Origin of the sequence: Aliiroseovarius sp. S1123 (assembly GCF_023015885.1) — a bacterium.
Classification (GTDB): Bacteria; Pseudomonadota; Alphaproteobacteria; order Rhodobacterales; family Rhodobacteraceae; genus Aliiroseovarius.
This window is the reverse complement of the sequence record NZ_JALKBE010000001.1, coordinates 56,580-78,497: the sequence shown is the minus strand read 5'-3', so window position 1 is coordinate 78,497 and position 21,918 is coordinate 56,580. Positions and strand designations below refer to the sequence as shown.

Here is a 21,918-nt window from a genome sequence, read left to right as displayed (position 1 = left end):
GCCGAAGCCTGTTCGCGCTAAGACTATGCCGTCCAAAAAGCCGAGACAACGCTTTTCCCGTTCAGCCTCTTTATCCTGCGGGCAAACCTGCTACATCTGTGCCGAACCATCCCCCCGCATTGCCGGGAAGAAGGACAAGCGCGATGAGTGACAATTTCCGCCTGACACTGGCACAACTGAACCCAACCGTGGGCGCAATTTCTGGCAACGCCAACAAGGCGCGTGATGCGTGGAATGTGGCGAAAGAGGCTGGCAGCGACATGCTGGCCCTGCCCGAGGCATTTGTGACCGGGTATCAGACACAGGATCTGGTGATGCGTCCGCAGTTCTTCCGCGATGCGATGGACGCGGTCGAGGCGCTGGCCAAAGACTGCGCGGACGGCCCCGCAATGGGCATCGGCGCGCCGTATCACGACGGCAAGGACCTGTATAACGCCTATTACATCCTGAACGGCGGGAAGATCGCCACGCGGATCCTGAAGCAACGTCTGCCCAACGAAACCGTGTTTGACGAAGAACGTCACTTCACATCGGCTGACCCGCAAGGACCATATTCAATGGGTCCGATCCGTATAGGCACTCCGATCTGCGAAGACGCTTGGCATGCCGAAGACGTCTGCGAAACGCTCGCTGAAAGTGGCGCCGAGTTTCTGCTGATCCCCAACGGTTCGCCCTATTATCGCAACAAGTTCGACGTGCGCCTGAACCACATGGTGGGCCGCGTGGTCGAGACCGGCCTGCCGCTGGTCTATCTGAACATGGTCGGCGGGCAGGATGATCAGGTGTTCGACGGCGGCACCTTCGCGCTGAACCCCGGCGGCGAGATGGCCCTGAAAATGAGCGCCTTCGACGAGGACATTCAGCATATCGACCTGACCCGCACAAACGACGGCTGGCGCATCACGCCCGGTCTTATCGCCACACATGGCGATGAATGGGAACAAGACTACCGCGCGATGGTCGAAAGCCTGCGCGACTATATGGGCAAGACCGGGTTCAAAAAGGTGCTGCTGGGCCTGTCCGGCGGGATCGACAGTGCGATTGTCGCCACCATCGCCGCCGACGCGCTGGGGCCGGAAAACGTGCGCTGCGTGATGCTGCCATCGGAATACACATCGCAGGGATCATTGGACGACGCCAAGGATATCGCCCAGCGTCTTGGCTGCACCTACGACTTCGTGCCAATCAAGGAAGGCCGTGACGCGATCACCAACACGCTCGCCCCGTTCTTCGAAGGCACCCAGCCCGACGTGACGGAAGAAAACATCCAGTCCCGCCTGCGCGGACTGCTGTTGATGGCGCTGTCCAACAAGACCGGCGCGATGCTTCTGACCACCGGCAACAAGTCCGAGGTCGCGGTGGGTTATGCCACGATCTATGGCGACATGTCGGGCGGCTATAACCCGATCAAGGACCTCTATAAGACGCGCGTGTTCGAACAATGCCGCTGGCGCAACGCCAATCACCGCGATTGGATGAAAGGCCCAGAAGGCAAGGTCATCCCGGTGTCGATCATCGACAAGCCGCCCTCGGCCGAGCTGCGACCGGACCAAAAGGACGAAGACAGCCTGCCGCCCTATGACGTGCTGGATGCGATCCTTGAGGGGATTATTGACGACGAGAAATCGGTGGCCGAGCTGGTGGCAGAAGGCTTTGACAAGGCAACCGTCAAGAAGGTCGAGCACCTGATTTACATCAGCGAATACAAACGCTTCCAGTCCGCGCCGGGCACCCGCCTGACCAAGCGCAGCTTCTGGTTGGATCGCCGCTATCCGATCGTGAACCGCTGGCGGGATGGCTCGTAAGCTACCCCGCCAGCGTGCGTTATCCCATCAACAGCTGATAGCTGTGCGGCACGTATTGGAACCCTGCATCGCGGGCCTCGACATAACCCAATGCGGGGAACGGCATGTGATAGCCGATGAAGGGCATCTTCTCGGCGGCCAACATCCCCAGAAGCGACCTACGCGTGGCGGCAGCTGCTGATTTGTCGCGGTCAAACTTCACCTCCCAATCGGGATAGCCCAGCGACCAGACATAGTGGTTGGCGAAATCTGCCGCGATCAGCAGCGACTTCCCACCGCTGTCCAGACGATAGGCCATGTGACCGGGCGTGTGGCCAAAGGCCTCGACCGCCTCGATCCCTGACAGGACCGCATCGCCGGGGGCCAGCATCGTTGTCTGCTCGGCCAGCGGGGCCACTTTGGCGTTGAACCCATCATTGCCCGCTGCGGCCCAGTGATCAAACTCGACCGCCCCGGTGACATAGCGCGCGTTCGGGAAAGTGGCACCTGCATCGCCCATCAACCCGCCGATGTGGTCGCCGTGCATATGGGTGATGACAACGACATCAACATCTTCGGGCGAATAGCCCGCAGCCGTCACGGCAGCCGAGATCCCCTCGGCATTCAGTCCGGTATCAAACAGCACCAGATCCACGCCCGTATTCACCAAGGTGGGCGTGAAGAAAAACTGCGCCGCATCCGTTGGGATATTGGCGCCCGCACTGGCGGTGGCGAACTCGTCTGCGCTGACATTCATACCGAAAATGGTCTGCGGGTCGGGCACCGTGCGCGCACCTGCCAGCAAAGTTGTCACCTCGAACGACCCCAGCTTAAAACGACGCGCATCAATGGTTTGCGCCCCCAGTTGTGGTGCCATTGCGCGCGCCTGCGAGGCCAGCCCAAGGGCCGGGGCCGCCGCGCCCAGCGCCATGAAATGACGGCGTGACAGCTTGGGAATTGGGAATTCGGACATCGAAGCCTCCCTTAAATTATGTTGAAATGCGTGGGGTGAGTATACTCGAATTTGCCCACCACAGATGCACCGTCACAAAATTGTGAGACCCACTATGACGCAAAACAAAACAACCCCAACGGATCAGACCGTGCAGAAGTTCATTGCGACCGTCGACCCGATCTCGAAACGGGAAGACGCGCAGGTGCTTGATCGGGTGTTTCGCGAGGTCACAGGGTTTCAACCTGTCATGTGGGGGCCGTCGATCATCGGCTATGGGCAGTATCACTATGTCTATGACAGCGGACGTGAAGGCGACTTTCTGGCCACCGGGTTTTCACCCCGCAAGGCGCGCCATTCGATCTATATCATGCCGGGCTACACGGATTTCGGGGACATTCTTGCACGACTAGGAAAGCACAAAATGGGCAAATCATGTCTGTATGTGAACAAGCTGGCGGATATTGATCTGGACGTGCTGGCCGAGCTGATCCGTGCGGGATTGGCAGACCTAAACCAGAAATGGCCCGTCCAGCCGACCTAAGCGCGCTAGTCCCACCACTGGTCAATCATGGCGATGTCTTCATCCGACCAGCCGAAATGATGCGCGAACTCGTGCACGACGATATGGTTCACCAGCTCGGCCAAAGTGACATTGTGGCGGATTGCCAGCTCGTTCAAAATCGCGCGCCGAAACAGCCAGATCGCATCCATCGCAAGCGGCTGATCGCTGACGGATTTCCCGGTCATGGGGACGCCGACATACAGCCCCGTCAACGTATAGGGATCGCCGATGTCATTGTCCGTCAATATGCTGGCATCCGGCATCTCGGCCACGTGGATACCGACATCCAAGGCGGGCTCGGCAAAGGGGTCGGGCAGATGGGCACGCGCATCTAGCGCCAGTTGCTCGATCTGCGCCAATGTTGGGGCAGACGTTTCCATGGGAATATTATGGACAAATCCGGGCCAATATGAAAGAGGGACCGCCAAGGAGATCAACCCATGACCACCACCCGTTTCGCCCCCTCGCCCACCGGCTATATCCACGTGGGCAACCTGCGCACCGCGCTGTTCAACTATCTGATCGCTGCCAAATCGGGTGGCCAGTTCATCCTGCGTTTGGATGACACGGATCCTGAACGCTCGAAACAGGAATATGCCGACGCGATCATGGAAGATCTGGAATGGCTGGGCCTGACCTGGGACCGCGTTGAAAAACAGTCGGATCGTCTGGACCGTTACGAGGCCGCCGCGCAGGAACTGCGCGACATGGGCCGCTTCTATGAATGTTTCGAGACCCCGACCGAGCTGGATCTGAAGCGCAAGAAGCAACTGAACATGGGCAAGCCGCCGGTCTATGACCGCTCGGCGCTGGCCCTGTCTGACGAAGAGAAGGCCAAGCTGCGTGAAGAGCGCGGTCAGGGTCACTGGCGGTTCAAGCTGGATCACGAGCGGATCAACTGGACCGACGGCATTCTGGGCGACATCTCGATCGACGCGGCATCTGTGTCGGACCCGGTGCTGATCCGCGGTGACGGGCAGTTCCTCTATACGCTTGCCTCGGTCTGTGACGACATCGACTTCGGCATCACCAACGTGGTGCGCGGATCGGATCACGTGACCAACACCGGCACGCAAATTCAGATTATCGAAGCATTGGGCGGCGCTGTCCCCAGCTTTGCCCACCACTCGCTTCTGACCGGCCCGCAGGGCGAGGCTCTGTCCAAGCGTCTTGGCACGCTGGCCATTCGCGACCTGCGCGAACAGGGCGTGCAGCCGATGGCACTGCTGAGCCTTCTGGCGCGTCTGGGATCCTCGCAACCGGTCGAGCTGCGCAGCTCGCTGGACGAGATCATCGAGGGCTTCGACCTGTCGACCTTCGGCGCGGCGCCCACCAAGTTCGACGTCCAAGACCTGTTCCCGCTGACCGCCCGTTATCTTGCGGCCCTGCCCGTTGACGCAGTGGCCGACAAGCTGGACGCAATCGGCGTGCCCGCCGACATGGCCGACGCCTTCTGGTCCGTCGCACGCGAAAACATCACCACGCTTGCCGATCTGGAAGGCTGGTGGGTCCTGTGCCGCGACGGCGCCGAGCCCCTGATCGACGAAGAGGATCACGAGTTCATCGCGGCAGCCATGATGCTTTTGCCCGACGCGCCCTATGACGGCGACAGCTGGTCCAACTGGACCTCTGCCGTAAAAGAGGCGACCGGCCGCAAAGGCAAAGGCCTGTTCATGCCCCTGCGCAAAGCCGTCACCGGCATGGAACGCGGGCCGGACATGTCGTCGCTGATGCCTCTGTTGCAGGTGGTGCGCGCGAAGGGGTAAGCCCCCAGCAGCATTGATTTTGAGAAGGCCGTGCAGTTTTGCGCGGCCTTTTCATTTCATCCGTATCCCCGCACAGACCCTGTGCACACCACCCACTGGCGCTGCCCATCTTTCTAGGTCATGCTGATCGACAGCGAACAGGTAAGGTGACGATCATGGCCGAGGCACAGGCGAAATTCCTTGAAGGCAGTCTGCTTAGGCACATCACGGTGATGTCGCTGACATCCTCGGTCGGGCTGATGGCGATCTTTCTGGTCGATCTGGTCGACATGATCTTTATCTCGATGCTGGGTCGGGACGAGCTGGCCGCGGCGGTCGGCTATGCAGGCGCGCTGCTCTTCTTCACCTCGTCCTTCGGGATCGGCATGTCCATCGCAGCAGGTGCACTCGTTGCCCGCGCACTGGGAGAAGGCGAGCCACAAACAGCCCGTCGCAGGGCCGCCACGGCCCTCTTTTACGGCATGATCATCGGTGCCATCTTCGCCGCTGTTGTCTGGTATTTCACACCCAACCTTGTCGCGCTTCTGGGTGCGTCGGGGGACACGCTGGACCTTGCAACATCTTACCTGCGGATCATCCTTCCCAGTCTTCCAATCCTGATCGCCGGTATGGTCGGCGGCGCGATCCTGCGTGCACACGGGGATGCCCGTCGCGCCATGATGGCCACCATCGGCGCAGGCGTGGTAAACGCGATCCTCGACCCTATTCTGATCTTCGGGTTCAATATGGATCTGACGGGCGCGGCATTGGCCTCGGTCGCAGCACGGCTGACCGTGGCGGTTATGTCGATCTATCCGATCTTCAAATACTATGGCGGGCTGGACCGCCCCACGCGGGCCGAGTTCAGCGTGGATTTCCCCGCCATCGCCACCATCGCCCTGCCCGCCATCCTGACCCAGTTCGCCACCCCCGTCGGACAGGCCTATGTCACACGTTCGATGGCTGAATTCGGAGAAGACGCCGTCGCGGGCATGGCCATCATCGGACGTCTGACTCCGGTGGCCTTCGGCACCATCTTTGCCCTGTCCGGCGCCATCGGGCCTATCGTCGGGCAGAACTTCGGGGCAGGTAAAATGGACCGGGTGCGCGGGTCGATCCGCGACGGGCTGTTGTTCGTGCTGGTCGTGGTGCTCGTGGTCACCGGCATCCTATATCTGGCGCGCGGCGCCATCGCGGATCTGTTCAACGCAGAGGGCCTCAGCCGCGAGCTGGTCTTCCTGTTCTGTGGCCCTCTGGCGCTGGCGTGGTATTTCAACGGCGTGATCTTCGTCACCAATGCCAGCTTCAACAATCTGGGCCACCCGTTCTATTCCACGTGGGTCAACTGGGGTCGCCAAACGCTGGGCACCATTCCGTTGGTCATCCTTGGGGCCGCCTATTGGGGCGCACCTGGCGTACTGATCGGCCAAGCAGCGGGCGGCCTGATCTTTGCCGGCGTTGCGATGATCCTGTCCGTCCGCGTGCTGAACAAGGCCGAGGCCGGTCTATGCCCCGGCACCGCGCATCCGTACCAGCGACAAACCCGTCTCATCTCGCTCTTTCACAACCGCCGATAGCCGGGACAGCCCCTCGTCAACCAGCGCAGTTTCTTCCGCGCTCAGAACCTGTGCACGCGGATAGATTGGGGCGGTGCGGTCGTTCAAAATGGGCGCATTCCAGCCCTCGGTCGTATCGAAGAAATGGGTGACCCCATCCATCCCGAACTCGCGGAAATAGCCCTGCACCACCACGTCGAGATAGCTGAGCAGAACCGGGTTGTCGTCCGTTGGCGCGTGGTGCTCGCCGGGCGCGATCGCATAGATCGCCACGTCCAGATCCCCTCCGTCATGGCGTATCTCAGACCCCAAAGACACCCGCGCATAGGCGCGCTCGCGTTCATCCAAAGCTGCCCAATCCGCGCCGGGGACCGACGCGATCAGCCCCTCGATATAATCCGAACTGTCCGGCACCGCCGTCAGGTAACACAGCGCCCGATGCGGAGACCGCCGCCACGCCCGATGCCACCCCGTCACCCGCGCAGCACGCGGGTTGTCATAGCTGTGGGTCTGGCGGTTCACCAAGGAACCATAGCCAAAGAAATGCGGATCATTCACTCGGGTTGTCATGCAGCGCAGACTGCACCCGCATGCGGTTGGATACAAGCTCTTGCCGACGCGCGCGGGCGGCGATACGGTCAGGTGAAAACCTTCAGGAGAAACGGAATGTACTACACCGAAGAGCACGAGTGGCTGCGCGAAGAAGATGGCGTTTACGTCGTGGGCATCACCACCCACGCGGCCGAGCAGCTGGGCGACGTTGTTTTTCTGGAACTGCCGGAAGTTGGCGACACGGTCTCGAAAGATGACGAGGTTGTGGTGATCGAAAGCGTGAAAGCCGCGTCCGACATCCTGAGCCCGCTGGACGGCGAGATCACCGAAGTGAACGAGGCCATGGTGGACGAGCCGGGCAAGGTCAATGACGACCCAGAAGGCGACGCGTGGCTGTTCAAGATCAAAGCGTCCGACACCGGCCCGCTGGACGACTATATGGACGAAGCCGCGTATAAGAGTTTCGTCGCCTAATCGTGAAACACAGAACAAAAAGGGGCGCGGACCAGACCGGTACGCGCCCTTTTCTGTTTTAGCCTTTCGAGCGTTCCAACATCCCGAACAGGTCGCGCGGATCATCCGGGTCTGCCAACATATCCAGCCGGGTGAAGAACGCCGTACCCTCGATCGCTTTCGAGATATAGCGGAGCGCCGAGAAGTCCTCGATCGCAAAGCCCACGCTGTCAAACAGCGTAATCTGTTTATCCGATGTCCGCCCCTTTGCCTGACCGGTGATGACCTGCCACATCTCGGTGATCGGGTGGCCGTGGTCCAGCTGCTGGATCTCGCCCTCGATCCAGGTCTGTTCCGGGTACTCCACGAAGATGTCCGAGCGCAGCAGAATGTCGCGGTGCAGTTCCGTCTTGCCGGGGCAGTCACCGCCGATCGCGTTGATATGCACGCCCTCGCCAATCATGTTGTCGGTCAGGATCGTTGCATATTGCTTGTCGGCAGTGCAGGTCGTGATGATCTGCGCGCCTTCCATGCTTTCCTCGCCGGTCTTGCAGGATACGACATTCAGCCCATGCCCCGTCAGGTTGCGCGCGGCCTTCGCGGTCGCAGCCGGGTCGATGTCGTAAAGCCGCACGCTGTCGATCCCGCAGATCGCCTTGAAGGCCAAACACTGGAATTCCGACTGCGCGCCGTTGCCGATCATCGCCATGGTGGTCGCGCCTTTGGGCGCCAGATGTTTCGCCACCATCGCGCTGGTCGCGGCGGTGCGTAATGCGGTCAGCACCGTCATTTCGGACAGCAACTTGGGGTAGCCGGTGTTTACATCCGCCAGCAGCCCAAAGGCCGTCACCGTCTGCAGCCCTTCTTTGGTGTTCTTCGGGTGGCCGTTCACGTATTTGAACCCATACATCTCGCCATCCGAGGTCGGCATCAGCTCGATCACGCCAACGTCCGAGTGGCTGGCGACGCGGGGCGTTTTGTCAAACAGCTCCCACCGTTTGAAATCGGCTTCAATCTCGTCCGCCAGATCGCGCAGGACAGTTTCGATCCCGATGTGATGGACCAAGCTCATCATGTGCTCGACCGAGACGAAGGGGACATAGGCAAGTTCGGAAGGAAGAGGGGGCATTCTGGGCCTCAATAGCTGGTGGTGAAACGGTCAAGCACGCGGCGGCCAAACAGGCTGGCGGTCAGGTCGACCATCAGACGTGCGGTGCGGCCACGTTCGTCAAGGAAAGGGTTCAGCTCGACCAGATCGAGCGAGGTGACAAGGCCGCTGTCATGCAACATTTCCATGATCAGATGCGCCTCACGGAAGGTGGCGCCGCCGGGGACGGTGGTGCCGACGGCAGGGGCGATGTCGGGCTCGATAAAGTCCACATCGAGGCTCACGTGAAGCAGCCCGTTTGCCTGCGCGACCTCGTCCAGAAACGGGCGCAGGATCGGCGCCACGCCATGTTCATCAATCGCGCGCATGTCATGGGCCTGCACGCCCGAGCTTTGCAGAAGGTCACGTTCCTCGCGGTCGACCGAGCGTAGGCCGATCATGCACAGTTTCTCGGGATCCAGTTTCGCGGGCAAAGGCTTGCCCAATAGATCCGGGAACCCGTCCAACCCGCAGGCAAACGCCATCGGCATCCCATGAATATTCCCGCTGGGCGAGCTGGCTGGCGTGTTGAAATCAGAATGCGCGTCCAGCCATAGTACGTATTGCGGTCGGCCCATCTCGGCGGCCGCTGCCACGTGCCCCGTCACGGTTCCCAACGCCAGCGCGTGGTCGCCACCCATGTAGATCGGCAGCGCATCTTGCTTGGCAAGCGCGTGGGATCTTGCGTGCAGGCTACGCGTCCACCCGGCCACTTCGGGCAGGAATTTCAGGTGTGTGTGTTCGGTCTCGACCGCGTCCACATCTTCGCGCGCGGCGTCGCCAAGATCGGTCACATTATGGCCCAACGCAGCCAATTCCTCGGCCAGACCCGCGGTGCGATAGGCGGCGGGGCCCATGATGCAGCCACGACGGCCTGCGCCTTCTTCCATCGGGACGCCCAGTAGGTGAATGTTCGTCATGCGGCGGCTCCTTCGGGCTTTGCTACGGGGCGGGGGCTAAGGTGGATGCCGGCGATGGTGCAGCGCACCGATCCCCCGGCCATTTCAAGGGTTGGGATGTCCAGCGGCAGGATCTTCAGATGCGCTTCGATACGCCACTTCTGCTCTGGCTCAAGCGCAGCCAACGCGCGCGCGGACATGGCCAGAACGCGGCCCTCTTTACCCTGCAATTCGATGGCGTTCCCGGCGAACTCGGCAATCTGTTTTTGCGACAAAGCGATCACGTCGCGTCCACCACGCGCCAGACGTTCGCACAGCTCTTCGCGTCGGTGCGCGTCCAGAATGGTATCCAGCCCGATCAGCGCAACATCCGTCCCGATGCACATCAGCACGTTGGTGTGATAGATCGGCAGCCCCTCCGCATCATGGGCATCAAACACCATCGGTTCATAGTTGAAATGGGTGCAGAAGCGCTCGAGCAGCACCTCGCTGGTGCGTTTCGAGCGCGCAGCATAGGCGACGCGTTCCACGTGATCCAGCACCATCGCGCCTGTGCCTTCCAGAAACAGGCCGTCCTGCTCAAGCCCGGAATAGTCGATGATGTCCTGCACGCGATAGCGCGTCTTGAGCATCTCAAGCACGTCTTGGCGGCGTTCGATCCGACGGTTTTTCGAGTACATGGGATAAACGGCCACATGACCGCCGGGATGGGTCGAGAACCAGTTGTTGGGAAAGACCGCATCGGGGCGATCATCGCGCGGGTCTTCGAACAGGTTCACCTCGATCCCCTCACCACGCAGGGCGTCCACCATACCCGTCACCTCGTCATAGGCGCGCTTGGCAAGCTCTTGCGCTGTGCCTTCGACGGGTGCGGTTTGAAACCCGTTATCCTGCGCCGTTTCCGCGTTGGGCTGGAAATGGTGTGGGCGGATCATGATGACGGCACTTGGGGCCTGAAGCGATGTCTGAGGCATGGTCGGTCTTGTTCATGTTGGAGACTATGAACAGATTAACAACCACACTATTTCACAAAGTATTTCATTATTGCAAAACTGTGGGTTCCATTTTTGACAATTTGCTAAGCTATATATATCATTTTGTCATGCATACCTTCGACGACCTAGACCGAGAACTGATTTCCATCCTGCGCGAAGACGGGCGGGCGCCGATCTCGAAACTCGCCACGATCCTTGGTGTCTCGCGCGCCACGGTGCAGTCTCGGCTGGACCGGCTTCAGGACAGCGGCGCGGTGCTGGGCTTCACCATTCGTGCGCGACAGGATCACGGGCCGGACGGGGTACATGCGATCATGATGATCGAGGTCTCGGGGCGTTCGACCACCGCCGTGATCAAACGTTTGCGCGGGTTGCCGCAGCTGCGGTCGCTCCACTCGACCAATGGCAAGTGGGATCTGGTGGCGCAACTGACCGCTGACAGCCTGACCGATTTCGACCGCGTCCTGCGCGAGGTCCGCGTGGTCGAGGGCATCACCAACAGCGAAACCAGCATTCTTCTCAGCACGGTTTGATCTTGATCTGCCTGCACGCAGAACACATATGCAACTTACGGAATATTAATGGAGCCCGAGATGTCCACCGCCCTGAAAATGACCTGCCTTGAATGCAGCGCGGTAAACCGCGTACCGAAAGACAAACTGTCGGCGGGGCCGAAATGCGGCACCTGCGGGGCCAAGCTGAATGACGGCAAGGTTCGTCAACTGGATCCTGCAACGCTGGCCAAAGCCCAGCGCAATGACGACACGCCGCTATTGGTGGATTTCTGGGCGCCGTGGTGCGGGCCTTGCCGGATGATGGCCCCGGCGTTTGAGCAGGCCGCCCGTTCGATTGCACCACACGCCCGTTTTGCCAAAATCAACACCGAGGACCACCCGAATGTCTCGCGCAAGTTCGGCATTCGCGGCATTCCGGCACTGATCCTGTTTCAAGGCGGCAAAGAAGTCGCCCGTCAGGCTGGCGCCGTTCCCGCCCCCGCGATCGAGCAATTCGTGCGGTCGAAGGCGCGGCTCTGACGCCTCACCTCCCCATTTGCGCCAGCACCGCGTCAGCGGCAAGGCGCGCACCCAAAGCGTTGAAATGGCCATCAGCGGCATAGACCGATCTGGGCGGAGACTGTGCGGCAATGACCGGCACCATGTCGACAAAATCCAGTCCGGCCTGCCCCGCCGCGTCGCGCACGCGATTGCGCAGCTCATCATAGACGGTGGCACTGGGCAGAAGCCCGACGAACCGGTCCACCTGAGGGACGTAGACAAGCGTCAGCGCGCCGTCCCACTGGTCCACGGTCGCTTTCGCAGCACGTAGGATTTGAAGATATTCGGGCTTATCCGCTGTCGCCTTGGGATAGTGAATCCCCATCACCAGTGCAGACTGCTGAAGCGCCAGAAAATTCCGCTGCCACGACCTGCGGCTTAGGTAGCCTTCTAGCGACTGGCGCTGTTCGCTCCACCAACCGGACAACACGCGCTCGACCGCCTCTGTGCTGTTTGCAGCGCTCTCTACCGGCCCCACGGGTTTCGCTGGGTCCAGCGCATCGGTCAGAAAGCCGAGGCTCAGTTCGCCGTCCAGATTTTGCCAGTCATTGCCTTCGAAGAAAAAGATGACGGATTGCGCTGGACGCAGTTTTGGTCCCCACCGCCGTAACACAGCCAGTTCAAAAAGCGGTCCGGCCCCGCGCGAACCTGTGTTCGCCACCGCGGGCTCTTTGACGCGGATCTGGCTGGCGATATCCTCGCCCTCGGGCAAGCAGATACCTTCGGTGAAAGAATCCCCCAAAAGAAGCAGATTGACCGGAGCATCATGCACCGCATCAGGATTCCGAAAGCCATAGCGATCCGCCACATATGTCACCGGCTGTCCATTGCGCGCGCACAACAGAACCTCTTCCCCCGGCACGGCGCCCGTCAGCATCTCGGCCATCGAGGTCACGCCCAGATCCCGGTTCAGCGCCTTCAACGTATAGGATGGCGGGATGGTGCGCTTATAGCGGTCATACGAGGCGTCATCATCCTGTATGAACCCCGACAACCCAACGGCGCCCTGAATAGAGCGCCACGTCAACAGCGCCTCAAACGCGAACAGCCCGATCAGCGCGGAAAACGCATAGATCCCGACCAACAGCTTCCGGTCGCTTTTCGCCCGCAGCGCCACCAGCAGGAAGATCACTCCGATCACGCCCGGCACAATCACATAGCGCATCACCCGCGCCGTGCCGACCGCATAGTCCGAGGCATGAAGCAACGCATAGCCTGCCGTGGCCAGAAAATATCCGGCAACGATAAGACACAGGATCGATCCAATCCGCGAAATCATACCAAAACACCTTTTCCGCAACGCGTACGCTTCATCAATCAAGCTCGTATTTCGACGTATAGTCCTCTTTCAGCGCGGGATCCTGATCGGGCTTGCGCAGGATCACATTGCCGATGGACAGCACATCCATCTCGGTCCCCATGAAGCAGCGAAACGCGTCTTCGGGTGTGCAGACAATCGGCTCGCCTCGCACATTGAACGAGGTGTTCACAACGACCGGGCAGCCCGTCATCCGTTTGAACTGCGTAATCAGCCGGTGATAGAGCGGGTTGGTGTCCGCATGCACCGTCTGGATCCGCGCCGAATAGTCCACATGGGTCACCGCCGGGATTTCCGACCGGGGAACGTTCAGCTTGTCGATGCCAAACAGCGCCTCGTCCTCGGCGCTCATCGGTTTCTTGCGCGCCTCGGCCACATCCGCGACGATCAGCATATAGGGGCTGTCGTCATCCAGTTGGAACCAGTCCGCAACATCCTCGCGCAGGACGGACGGGGCAAAGGGGCGAAAGCTTTCGCGGTATTTCACCTTCAGATTCAAGGTTTTCTGCATCTCGGGCGAGCGGGGATCGCCAAGAATTGACCGGCCCCCAAGCGCACGCGGCCCGAACTCCATGCGGCCTTGGAACCACCCGACGGCCTTGCCATTGGCGATGGCGGCAGCGGTTTCTGCGATCATCTGATCCTCGGTCATGGTGGTATAGACCGCACCCAGTTTGTCCAGGTCCGCACAGATCTGTTCGGTGTCATAGGATGGCCCAAGATAGGCCCCTTTCATCCGGTCCCCGTCATGCGACAGGCTGGGATTACCAAGTTCCTGATGCCACGCTGCCAACGCGGTACCGACCGCACCGCCAGCGTCCCCGGCGGCAGGTTGCACCCACAGCTGTTTGAACGCGCCATCGCGAAGGATCTTGCCGTTGGCCACGCAGTTCAGCGCGACACCGCCCGCCATGCACAGGTTCTCGATCCCGTATTCCTTGGCCGCCGCGCGGGTCATGCGCAGAACGATCTCTTCCGTCACCGCCTGGATCGAGGCCGCGATATCCATGTGGAACTGCGTCAACTGATCACTTTCCGGCGCACGGTGGCGTTCGCCGAATACCTTGGCAAAGGCGTTGTTGGTCATGGTCAGACCGGCCGTGTAGTTGAAATAGCGCTGGTCCAGCTTGAAGGACCCGTCTTCTTTCACATCGACCATTTTCTCGAGGATCAGGTCCTTGTATTTGGGCACACCATAGGGCGCCAAGCCCATCACCTTGTATTCGCCCGAGTTCACCTTGAACCCGGTGTAATGCGTGAAGGCGGAATAGAGCAGGCCCAGCGAATGCGGGAAGTGGATTTCCTTCAGGATCTCCAGATCGCTTCCGCGTCCGATGCCCAAGGTGGTCGTCGCCCATTCGCCCACACCGTCAATGGTCAGCACCACGGCCTCGTCAAACGGGGACGGGTAATAGGCGCTTGCGGCATGGCTGATGTGGTGCTCGGAAAACAACAGCTGCGACATGTCGAACTTGGGCGACATCTTCTGCAGCTCTTTCACCAGAAACCGGCGCAGAAACAGCTTTTCCTTCAGCCAGATCGGCATCGCCACCCGGAACGAAGAAAAGCCCCGCGGCGCGGTCGCCACATAGGTTTCAAGCAGTCGTTCAAACTTTAGAAACGGCTTGTCATAGAAGGCCACGTGATCAACGTCGGACAGGGTTATGCCTGCCTCGTCCAGAACATAGCGGATCGCGCGCTCGGGGAAGCGCGCGTCATGTTTTTGCCGCGTAAATCGTTCTTCCTGCGCCGCTGCCAGGATGTCGCCGTCACGGATCAGGGCCGCTGCACTGTCGTGATATAGCCCCGAGATACCAAGAATATAGGTCATATCACATTAGAACAGTGGATACAGAAATGGTGCAATAGCCGACCCTTGGCTGAGGACAATCAATCCCCCGAAAATCACGAGGATCAAAAAGACAGGTGCCAGCCAGAACTTCTTTCTGACCCGCAGGAAGGACCAAAGCTCTCCAAGAAATGACATGTTTTACTCCACCCATTAAGAAATCGTTACTAAAATTGCCGGGACATACTTTCCGGTTTGACCTCCCGCGGCCTCCAATATGACTGTGCATCGGGATCAAGCTTTCGGTCCAAAGGATCGTTGCCCTTCGCCCGGAAGATTAGCGCGATTGGCACGAAGGCGATCACGAAGACCAAAAACATCACTACGGGCGAGATGACCCCGTGCAACAGCAGGCCGAATTTGAACCACAGCTTGTTCAGTGGATTCAGAAACCCCGGACGGACAAGCGCCAGCACACAGAAGCCCGCCGCCAGCGCGGCCGTGATTGACCAATACGCCCCGCCGCGGATCAACAGATACAAGGTGATCAGCGCAGCAACGCTGCCAAAGACCAAGCCAAAGCTTCTATCGGACCCCATGGTCACGTCAGTTTTCGAAATATGTTCAGACATAAAAAATTGCCTCGCAAACTGGGACGAGCGTAACCCATTTCTAGAAAATCGCAAAATCCCTGCCGAAGGTGCGCATGGCGCAGATGTCGCGGGCTGTGTCCGAGTATTGTTGCCACCCATCTTTGCCACGCTGCAATCCCACCCAAGAACGCCCTTGAAGCAGGGGCGGAATCGATGCGCAAAACAGCTTTCTTGGTGGAGTTGATGAGCGCTGCAACGGCGGGTTGGTGCATCGCGAGAACGGGATTGAGACACTCATCCCGGTGGCAGCAGACTGTGTCTGGAACAATCATCTTGTTCCGATTTCGATCCAGCCAAAACGCCGCGTGGGTACGAAACGCCCAGCTTTCCCCTTAAGTCAGCGTCGCCTGCACGTCATTCTGTCTGCAACTTAGACAAGGAGAACACCATGTCCCTTTTGCAATTACTGCAACAAGCACAGAATGGTCAGGGCCTGTCGGCTCTGGCAGAACAGGTCGGTCTGGACCAGGCCCAGGCCGGGGACCTGACCAACCTATTGGCCCCGGTGATCGGCAAGGCCGCCAAACAGCAAGCCGAAAGCGGTGGGCTGGACAGCATTCTGGGCGCGCTGAAAGGCGAAGCACAGGCCGGAATGTTTGACGACGCCGCCCAAGCGGCCAGCCCCGAAGGCGCAGCGCAAGGCGCGAATTTCCTGAACGGCCTGCTGGGTGACAACGGCACCAACGCTCTGGCCGAACAAGCAGCTGAACGCACCGGAATTGGCATGGAACAAATCATGGCCTTCCTGCCCGCATTGGGCGCGATGGCCCAAGGTGGTCTGCAAAAACAGATGCCGGATGCGTCGATCGATGCACTGCAAGCGGCGCAATCACAGGGCTCGGGCGGCGGGCTGATGGGGCTTGTCGGCGGCCTTCTGGGTGGCAGCCAGCAAAGCGGCCCCGACCTGTCCGCGCTGACCTCACTGCTGGATGCCGATGGGGATGGGTCGATCGTGGACGACATCATGGAAAAGCTGACCAAATAAGGCTTAGTCCAGAAACTCGAAACTGTCCGCCCCGTCAAAGTGGCGGACAGTCAACGCGTTCATGACCTCAAGCGGCGCCATGCGCAGGTTCACCGCGAACCGTTCCTGATCGGCGTTTTCCCCCGGCCCCCAATGGGTGATGCAGCCACAAGTCTGACAGGCGTGGAAGTCGATCATGTGATCACCCCAGCTGTAGGTTTTCGTGTGCTCCTGCCCCGTCAGGATCGCCCCATCATTGGGTGGGCAATGCGCCCAAAGCGCGCCATAGCGGCGGCACATGGAACAGTTACACGAGACGGCAAACTTCGGCGCACTTACCTCGAACGTCACGGCCCCACAATGGCACGACCCGTTGATCTTCTCTGCCATAGCTGTCTCCTTTGCGTGTCATTTGGATACTTGAGCACACAAGAACAAAAAGAGAACATTACGTCAACGGCGCAAACAAAAACGGCCCCGCTTGGGGGCCGCTTCAATCTATTTCTGAACCGATCAGCCGTTGACGCGGATCGTTTCGTTTTTCGGGTCATAGGGGCTGTCGACCGTGACTTCGGCGTCATAAAGACCACCCATGATCTTGACCTTCAGCTTCTGGCCCGGCACCGCCAGTTCTGGCGGCAGATAGCCCATGCCGATCGACTTCTCGAACGCGACCGAATAGCCGCCCGAGGTCAGACGACCCACTTTCTTGCCATCGAGGAACAGCGCCTCGCGGCCCCACGGATCCGCATCATCCGGACCATCGATCAGAAGGGTGCAGCACTTCGCACGCACGCCGGTTGCCACCATGGCGTCTTTGCCGTGGAAGTCTTTTTCCAGATCGATAAAGCGCGGCAGGTCGGCCTCGGCCGGGGTCGCGTCGCGGCCCAGCTCGGTGCCGAAGGCGCGATAGGATTTCTCCTGACGCAGCCAGTTTTGCGCACGGGCACCGACCAGCTTCATGCCGTGCTTTTCGCCAGCTTTAGTCAGCAGATCCCACAGATAGTTCTGCATCTCGATCGGGTGGTGAAGTTCCCAACCCAGTTCGCCGGTATAGGCCACACGGATCGCGTTGACCGGGCACATGCCCAGCTCGATCTGCTTGGCCGACAGCCACGGGAACGCTTTGTTGGTCAGCGCGTTTTCCGGATCTGCGTCGACGATGATCTCTTTCAGAACGTCACGCGATTTCGGGCCAGCGATGGCGAAGACGCCCCACTGGGTGGTCACGTCCTGGATCTCGATATAGCCGAACTCGTCCATCTTGTCCTCGGCCGCCTTGCGCAGGAAGTCGGCGTCGTACTCGGTCCATGCACCGGCCGAGACGAGGTAGTAGTTGTTCTCGCCATTGCGCACGATGGTATATTCGGTGCGGGTGGTGCCTGCCGAGGTCAGGGCATAGGTCAGGTTGATCCGGCCAACGCGCGGCAGTTTGTTACAGGTGAACCAGTCAAGGAACTGGGTCGCACCGGGGCCTTTGACGACGTGCTTGGTGAAGGCGGTTGCGTCGATCAGGCCAACGCCTTCACGCACAGCTTTGGCCTCGTCCACGGCGTACTGCCACCAGCCACCGCGACGGAACGAGCGTGCTTCTTCATCGAAATTCGACGGCGCATCGATCGGACCATAGTAGTTCGGGCGTTCCCAACCGTTCACCCAGCCAAACTGCGCGCCTTTTTCTTTTTGGCGGTCATAGGCGGGCGAGGTGCGCAGCGGGCGACATGCCGGGCGCTCTTCATCGGGGTGGTGCAGGATGTAGACGTGCTCGTAGCATTCTTCGTTCTTGCGGGCTGCAAACTCGGTGGTCATCCAGTTCGATGAGTAACGCTTGGGGTCAAGCGAGGCCATGTCGATCTCGGCCTCACCATCGACCATCATCTGGGCGAGGTAATAGCCGGTGCCGCCAGCAGCGGTGATCCCGAAGCTAAACCCTTCCGCCAGCCACATGTTGCGCAGGCCGGGGGCCGGGCCCACCAGCGGGTTGCCGTCGGGGGTGTAGCAGATCGGGCCGTTGAAGTCGTCTTTCAGACCCGATTCAGCACAGGACGGCACGCGCTCGGCCATCGCCATGTACTGATCTGCGATGCGGTCCAGATCCAGCGGGAACAGGTCGGCGCGGAAGCTGTCCGGTACGCCATGCTCAAAGCGGGCGGGTGCGCCGCGCTCATAGATGCCAAGGATCCAGCCGCCGCGTTCTTCACGGGCATAGGATTCGTTGTCTGCGTCGCGCACAACGGGGTGCTCGGGGTTGCCAGCTTCACGCCATTTCACCAGCTCGGGATCTTTGTCCATGACGATGAAGGTGTGCTCAACCGGGATGGCAGGCATCTTAATGCCCAGCAGCTTGGCGGTGCGCTGTGCGTGGTTGCCCGATGCGGTCACGACGTGCTCGGCGGTGATCACCACCTTCTCGTCGCTCTCGATCAGGTTGCCGCCTTTTTCCACCATCTTGGTGCAGGTGACTTCCCAGTGGGTGCCGGTCCAGTGGAAGTCGTCCGCCTGCATCTTGCGGACGATCTCTACGCCACGCTGACGGGCACCTTTGGCCATCGCCTGCGTCACGTCTGCTGGGTTAATATACCCGTCTTCGGTGTGGTACAGCGCGCCCTTCAGGTCCGACGTCTCGATCAGCGGCCAACGCTCTTTGATCTGATCCGGGGTCAGGAATTCATAGTTGATGCCAACGGTATCCGCGGTCGAGGCATACAGCTGGTATTCATCCATACGCTCGTCGGTCTGCGCCATGCGCAGGTTGCCCACAACGGCGAAGCCCGCGTTCAGGCCGGTTTCGGCTTCCAGTTCTTTGTAGAACTTGACCGAGTAGTCGTGGATGTGGGTCGTCGCATAGGACATGTTGAACAGCGGCAGCAGACCGGCAGCGTGCCAGGTCGAGCCCGAGGTCAGCTCGTCACGCTCGATCAGCATCACATCATCCCAGCCAGCTTTGGCCAGGTGATAGGCGATCGACGTACCGACGGCACCACCGCCGACGACAAGCGCTTTTACATTGGTTTTCATGGGGCGACTCCCTTGGGAAAAATCTGTTGCATCATAGATGCCGAAAGGCAGCGGTCAGGTCCGAACCTGCCCGACCTTACACAGAATGAAAACGACATACGTGGCGGATTCAACGCCCCAACGCGTCAGACAACTGGTCCACGGGGATCACGGGCGTGATCAGTGCCTCGATTTCCTTGCGGCGGGGATGATCGGGGACGAACAGCGTCATGCACATATAGTCTTCGACCAAGGCCGCCTGTGCTTCGAAGTTGTAGGACAGAAAGGCACCTGCTTCGCGTCCCGGCCAGTAATATGGGTCGCCCGGCTGAAAGCTTTCGGCGCCTGATTTGGTGGGGGTATAGCCCGTACGATCGCGGTTTTGCCATTGCCAGACATGCACCAGTTCGTGCGCCATTATAAGCGCGTGGGGCATGGGCAGGCTTTTGGGCCAGCCCGCGAACATATCGTCGCGATACAGCGCGCGTTTCAGATAGATCTGATTCCACAACGCGAATCCGGGCGGAAACTCCCATTCCCGGTCCGGCTGGGGCACACGATCGCAGACAGTTTTCGGGATGTCGCGGGGCGCGGCCTTTGGTGCGTCTTCGGGAATCGGCTTGGGCCTTGGCAGGGGCAAGAGGCCGATCCCGGTCCGCACGCGGACTTTACTGGTGTCCAGAGTGTCTCCGAACAGGGTTTGTGACATCTGGACTTCGTTCTCGGACAGCGGACGTGAACAGGCGGCCAAACTGACCAATGCGACAAGAGCGACGTATTTCAACATGCTATTGCCCCTCTGAGGGCGCCTTCAAAGCTTTCCGACGCGCGGCGCGCACCTGCGCCCCGACATAGATCAGCCCAACGACCAAACCGATCAGTCCCGCCAAATACGAAGTGTCATGCAGCATTGCCGCACGCCCGTATCCAATAGGATCTTTGGCGGACGCTGGCACCGGGATGTGGTCCATCGGAGGCTCAAAGGCGAGGCTCACCACCCCCAGCGCAAGCGTGATGGCAACCACCAGCACCGCCGCGCGCAAAAAGACGCGGCGCGCCTGTGTGGGCGACGGAATGCCCAAGGACATAACCGCAATCGGAATGCCGATCACCAAACCCATCCACCAGCTGGCCTGCCAGCCGACATAGGCAGCCCCCACCCGGCTTTGCAAAAGCTCAGGAATGCGGAACTGAGGGAACTTCAGCGCATAGAAATAGTCCGGCCCGATCGTGAAGCTGATCTGGTTGTGCACAATACCATAGACCCCGGCCAGCACACAGGCGAAGCCGACCATCACGGGAAGGGCCAACAGGCGGCGCATTGCGGATTACAACATTCCCGGTACGACCTGATCTGGCGGGCGGTGACCATCGGCAAAGGTCTTGATGTTGATCAGTACCTTCTCGCCCATCTCGACGCGCCCTTCGACCGTGGCCGAGCCCATATGCGGCAGAGCCACCACGTTGGGCAAGTCGCGCAGACGGGGGTTGATCTCGTTTCCATGCTCGTAAACGTCCAGACCTGCGCCCGCGATCTCGCCCGACCGAAGCATCCGGGTCAGCGCGTTTTCGTCGATCACTTCCCCGCGCGAGGTGTTCACGATCACCGCATCCGGCTTCATCAGCTTCAGGCGGCGCGCGTTCATCAGGTGGAAGGTCGACGGCGTGTGCGGGCAGTTGATCGACAGGATGTCCATCCGCGCAACCATCTGATCAAGGCTTTCCCAATAGGTCGCCTCGAATTGCTCTTCGATCTGCGAATGAAGCCGCTTTCGATTGTGATAGTGCACCTGCATGCCAAAGGCGCGTGCACGGGCGGCAACGGCCTGACCGATGCGGCCCATACCCAGAATACCAACGCGGCGGCCCTGAATGCGGCGGCCCAGCATGGCGGTGGGCGACCAGCCCTCCCATTCACCCGAGGCCATAGTGCGGATGCCCTCTGGGAAACGGCGGGTGACAGCGAGAATCAGTGCGATGGCCATGTCCGCTGTATCATCGGCAGACACGCCCGGCGTGTTGGACACCAGAATGCCGCGCTGACGGGCCGATCCCACATCAATGTGGTCCACACCTGCGCCATAGTTGGCGATCAATCGCAGGCGTTCGCCCGCGCCGGCCAGCATGTTGGCGTCGATCCGGTCGTTGATGGTCGGCACCAGCACATCGCAACGCTTCATCGCGTCGGCAAGCTCGGCCTGGCTCATCGGTTTGTCATCGTCCCGAAGCTCGACATCAAACAGTTCCATCATCCGGGTCTCGACAACCTCGGGCAACCGTCGCGTCACGACAACACTTAGACGTTCAGCACTCATGCGAGCCCTCCCTTCGGCTTTTCTTTTGCGCGTGTCCCTGACAAAGTGACAAGGAACGAGGCAAGGTACAAGCTCTCTCCGGATCGCAGACGAAATAAAATTGCGCGGGCGGTGTTGGGCAGCAGGAGATCAGTGTGAGTTTTCGATTTGGCATCCGTTTTGCGGTTCCTGTTTTGGCT

At 60.1% G+C, this 21,918-nt stretch carries 23 protein-coding genes; 8 read left to right on the top strand and 15 right to left on the bottom strand.

Annotated features, from left to right (window positions below):
• Window positions 1–143: 143 nt before the first annotated feature.
• Window positions 144–1,805, top strand: a complete 1,662-nt coding sequence (locus tag MWU53_RS00365) for an NAD+ synthase (RefSeq protein ID WP_247089155.1) — start codon at window positions 144–146, stop codon at window positions 1,803–1,805.
• Window positions 1,806–1,824: 19 nt separating this feature from the next.
• On the opposite strand, the gene MWU53_RS00360 is transcribed toward MWU53_RS00365, so the two are convergent.
• Window positions 1,825–2,757 (bottom strand): MBL fold metallo-hydrolase, encoded by a 933-nt coding sequence (locus MWU53_RS00360; RefSeq protein ID WP_247089153.1) that lies wholly within the window; start codon window positions 2,755–2,757, stop codon window positions 1,825–1,827.
• 94 nt (window positions 2,758–2,851) lie between these two features.
• Between MWU53_RS00360 and MWU53_RS00355 the strand changes: the two genes are divergently transcribed.
• On the top strand, window positions 2,852–3,280 hold the full coding sequence (locus tag MWU53_RS00355) for a DUF1801 domain-containing protein (RefSeq protein WP_247089151.1): 429 nt from the start codon (window positions 2,852–2,854) through the stop codon (window positions 3,278–3,280).
• Window positions 3,281–3,285: 5 nt separating this feature from the next.
• On the opposite strand, the gene MWU53_RS00350 is transcribed toward MWU53_RS00355, so the two are convergent.
• The gene (locus MWU53_RS00350) at window positions 3,286–3,681 is read right to left on the bottom strand and encodes a metallopeptidase family protein (RefSeq protein ID WP_247089149.1); all 396 of its coding nucleotides are present in this window, start codon (window positions 3,679–3,681) and stop codon (window positions 3,286–3,288) included.
• 60 nt (window positions 3,682–3,741) lie between these two features.
• Between MWU53_RS00350 and gltX the strand changes: the two genes are divergently transcribed.
• A complete protein-coding gene (gene gltX, locus MWU53_RS00345) occupies window positions 3,742–5,067 on the top strand; it encodes a glutamate--tRNA ligase (protein WP_247089147.1) in 1,326 nt (441 codons plus the stop codon).
• Between the two features lie 155 nt (window positions 5,068–5,222).
• A complete protein-coding gene (locus MWU53_RS00340; protein ID WP_247089145.1) occupies window positions 5,223–6,623 on the top strand; it encodes an MATE family efflux transporter in 1,401 nt (466 codons plus the stop codon).
• Here the strand turns inward: MWU53_RS00340 and MWU53_RS00335 are convergent.
• A complete protein-coding gene (locus MWU53_RS00335) occupies window positions 6,552–7,172 on the bottom strand; it encodes a gamma-glutamylcyclotransferase family protein (protein WP_247089143.1) in 621 nt (206 codons plus the stop codon). The two genes, MWU53_RS00340 and MWU53_RS00335, sit on opposite strands and share 72 nt — an antisense overlap.
• Before the next feature lie 96 nt (window positions 7,173–7,268).
• On the opposite strand from MWU53_RS00335, the gene gcvH reads away from it, so the two are divergent.
• On the top strand, window positions 7,269–7,628 hold the full coding sequence (gene gcvH / locus MWU53_RS00330) for a glycine cleavage system protein GcvH (protein WP_247089141.1): 360 nt from the start codon (window positions 7,269–7,271) through the stop codon (window positions 7,626–7,628).
• A gap of 58 nt (window positions 7,629–7,686) precedes the next feature.
• Here the strand turns inward: gcvH and MWU53_RS00325 are convergent, their stop codons facing one another.
• Genes MWU53_RS00325 through MWU53_RS00315 form a run of 3 tightly spaced genes read right to left on the bottom strand, consistent with a single transcriptional unit; the run spans window position 7,687 to window position 10,627 of the window.
• Window positions 7,687–8,736, bottom strand: coding sequence for an ornithine cyclodeaminase (locus tag MWU53_RS00325; protein ID WP_247089139.1), 1,050 nt, complete (start codon window positions 8,734–8,736; stop codon window positions 7,687–7,689).
• Window positions 8,737–8,744: 8 nt separating this feature from the next.
• Complete coding sequence (gene rocF, locus MWU53_RS00320; RefSeq protein WP_247089137.1) at window positions 8,745–9,674, bottom strand: arginase; 930 nt, start codon at window positions 9,672–9,674, stop codon at window positions 8,745–8,747.
• Entirely contained in the window at window positions 9,671–10,627 is a 957-nt protein-coding gene (locus MWU53_RS00315) for an arginine deiminase-related protein (RefSeq protein ID WP_247089135.1), read from the bottom strand. Before MWU53_RS00315 ends, rocF begins: the two co-directional genes overlap by 4 nt.
• Before the next feature lie 128 nt (window positions 10,628–10,755).
• Here MWU53_RS00315 and MWU53_RS00310 point away from each other — a divergent pair, with 128 nt between their 5' ends.
• The gene (locus MWU53_RS00310) at window positions 10,756–11,181 is read left to right on the top strand and encodes an Lrp/AsnC family transcriptional regulator (protein WP_247089133.1); all 426 of its coding nucleotides are present in this window, start codon (window positions 10,756–10,758) and stop codon (window positions 11,179–11,181) included.
• A 60-nt stretch (window positions 11,182–11,241) separates the two neighbouring features.
• Window positions 11,242–11,682, top strand: coding sequence for a thioredoxin TrxC (gene trxC, locus MWU53_RS00305; RefSeq protein ID WP_247089131.1), 441 nt, complete (start codon window positions 11,242–11,244; stop codon window positions 11,680–11,682).
• 4 nt (window positions 11,683–11,686) lie between these two features.
• Here the strand turns inward: trxC and MWU53_RS00300 are convergent, their stop codons facing one another.
• From MWU53_RS00300 to MWU53_RS00285, 4 genes are read right to left on the bottom strand one after another with little or no spacing between them, the layout of a single operon-like run.
• Window positions 11,687–12,982, bottom strand: coding sequence for a GDSL-type esterase/lipase family protein (locus MWU53_RS00300; RefSeq protein ID WP_247089129.1), 1,296 nt, complete (start codon window positions 12,980–12,982; stop codon window positions 11,687–11,689).
• A 34-nt stretch (window positions 12,983–13,016) separates the two neighbouring features.
• Window positions 13,017–14,852: a carbamoyltransferase gene (locus MWU53_RS00295; RefSeq protein ID WP_247089127.1), complete on the bottom strand. Its 1,836-nt coding sequence runs from the start codon at window positions 14,850–14,852 to the stop codon at window positions 13,017–13,019.
• Window positions 14,853–14,858: 6 nt separating this feature from the next.
• A complete protein-coding gene (locus MWU53_RS00290; RefSeq protein ID WP_240686454.1) occupies window positions 14,859–15,008 on the bottom strand; it encodes a DUF5989 family protein in 150 nt (49 codons plus the stop codon).
• Window positions 15,009–15,037: 29 nt separating this feature from the next.
• On the bottom strand, window positions 15,038–15,442 hold the full coding sequence (locus MWU53_RS00285) for an SxtJ family membrane protein (protein WP_247089125.1): 405 nt from the start codon (window positions 15,440–15,442) through the stop codon (window positions 15,038–15,040).
• A gap of 409 nt (window positions 15,443–15,851) precedes the next feature.
• Between MWU53_RS00285 and MWU53_RS00280 the strand changes: the two genes are divergently transcribed.
• Window positions 15,852–16,448: a DUF937 domain-containing protein gene (locus tag MWU53_RS00280; RefSeq protein WP_247089123.1), complete on the top strand. Its 597-nt coding sequence runs from the start codon at window positions 15,852–15,854 to the stop codon at window positions 16,446–16,448.
• A 3-nt stretch (window positions 16,449–16,451) separates the two neighbouring features.
• Here MWU53_RS00280 and MWU53_RS00275 read toward each other — a convergent pair whose 3' ends face one another.
• From MWU53_RS00275 to MWU53_RS00255, 5 genes are all read right to left on the bottom strand, one after another.
• Entirely contained in the window at window positions 16,452–16,817 is a 366-nt protein-coding gene (locus tag MWU53_RS00275; RefSeq protein WP_247089121.1) for a GFA family protein, read from the bottom strand.
• A 123-nt stretch (window positions 16,818–16,940) separates the two neighbouring features.
• Window positions 16,941–19,445 carry an FAD-dependent oxidoreductase gene (locus MWU53_RS00270; RefSeq protein WP_247089119.1) on the bottom strand — a complete coding sequence of 835 codons (2,505 nt, stop codon included), beginning with the start codon at window positions 19,443–19,445 and terminating at the stop codon, window positions 16,941–16,943.
• A gap of 109 nt (window positions 19,446–19,554) precedes the next feature.
• A complete protein-coding gene (locus tag MWU53_RS00265) occupies window positions 19,555–20,211 on the bottom strand; it encodes a hypothetical protein (RefSeq protein WP_247089117.1) in 657 nt (218 codons plus the stop codon).
• A gap of 1 nt (window position 20,212) precedes the next feature.
• A complete protein-coding gene (locus MWU53_RS00260; protein WP_247089115.1) occupies window positions 20,213–20,746 on the bottom strand; it encodes a hypothetical protein in 534 nt (177 codons plus the stop codon).
• A gap of 6 nt (window positions 20,747–20,752) precedes the next feature.
• Window positions 20,753–21,739, bottom strand: coding sequence for a D-glycerate dehydrogenase (locus tag MWU53_RS00255; protein WP_247089104.1), 987 nt, complete (start codon window positions 21,737–21,739; stop codon window positions 20,753–20,755).
• Between the last annotated feature and the right edge of the window lie 179 nt (window positions 21,740–21,918).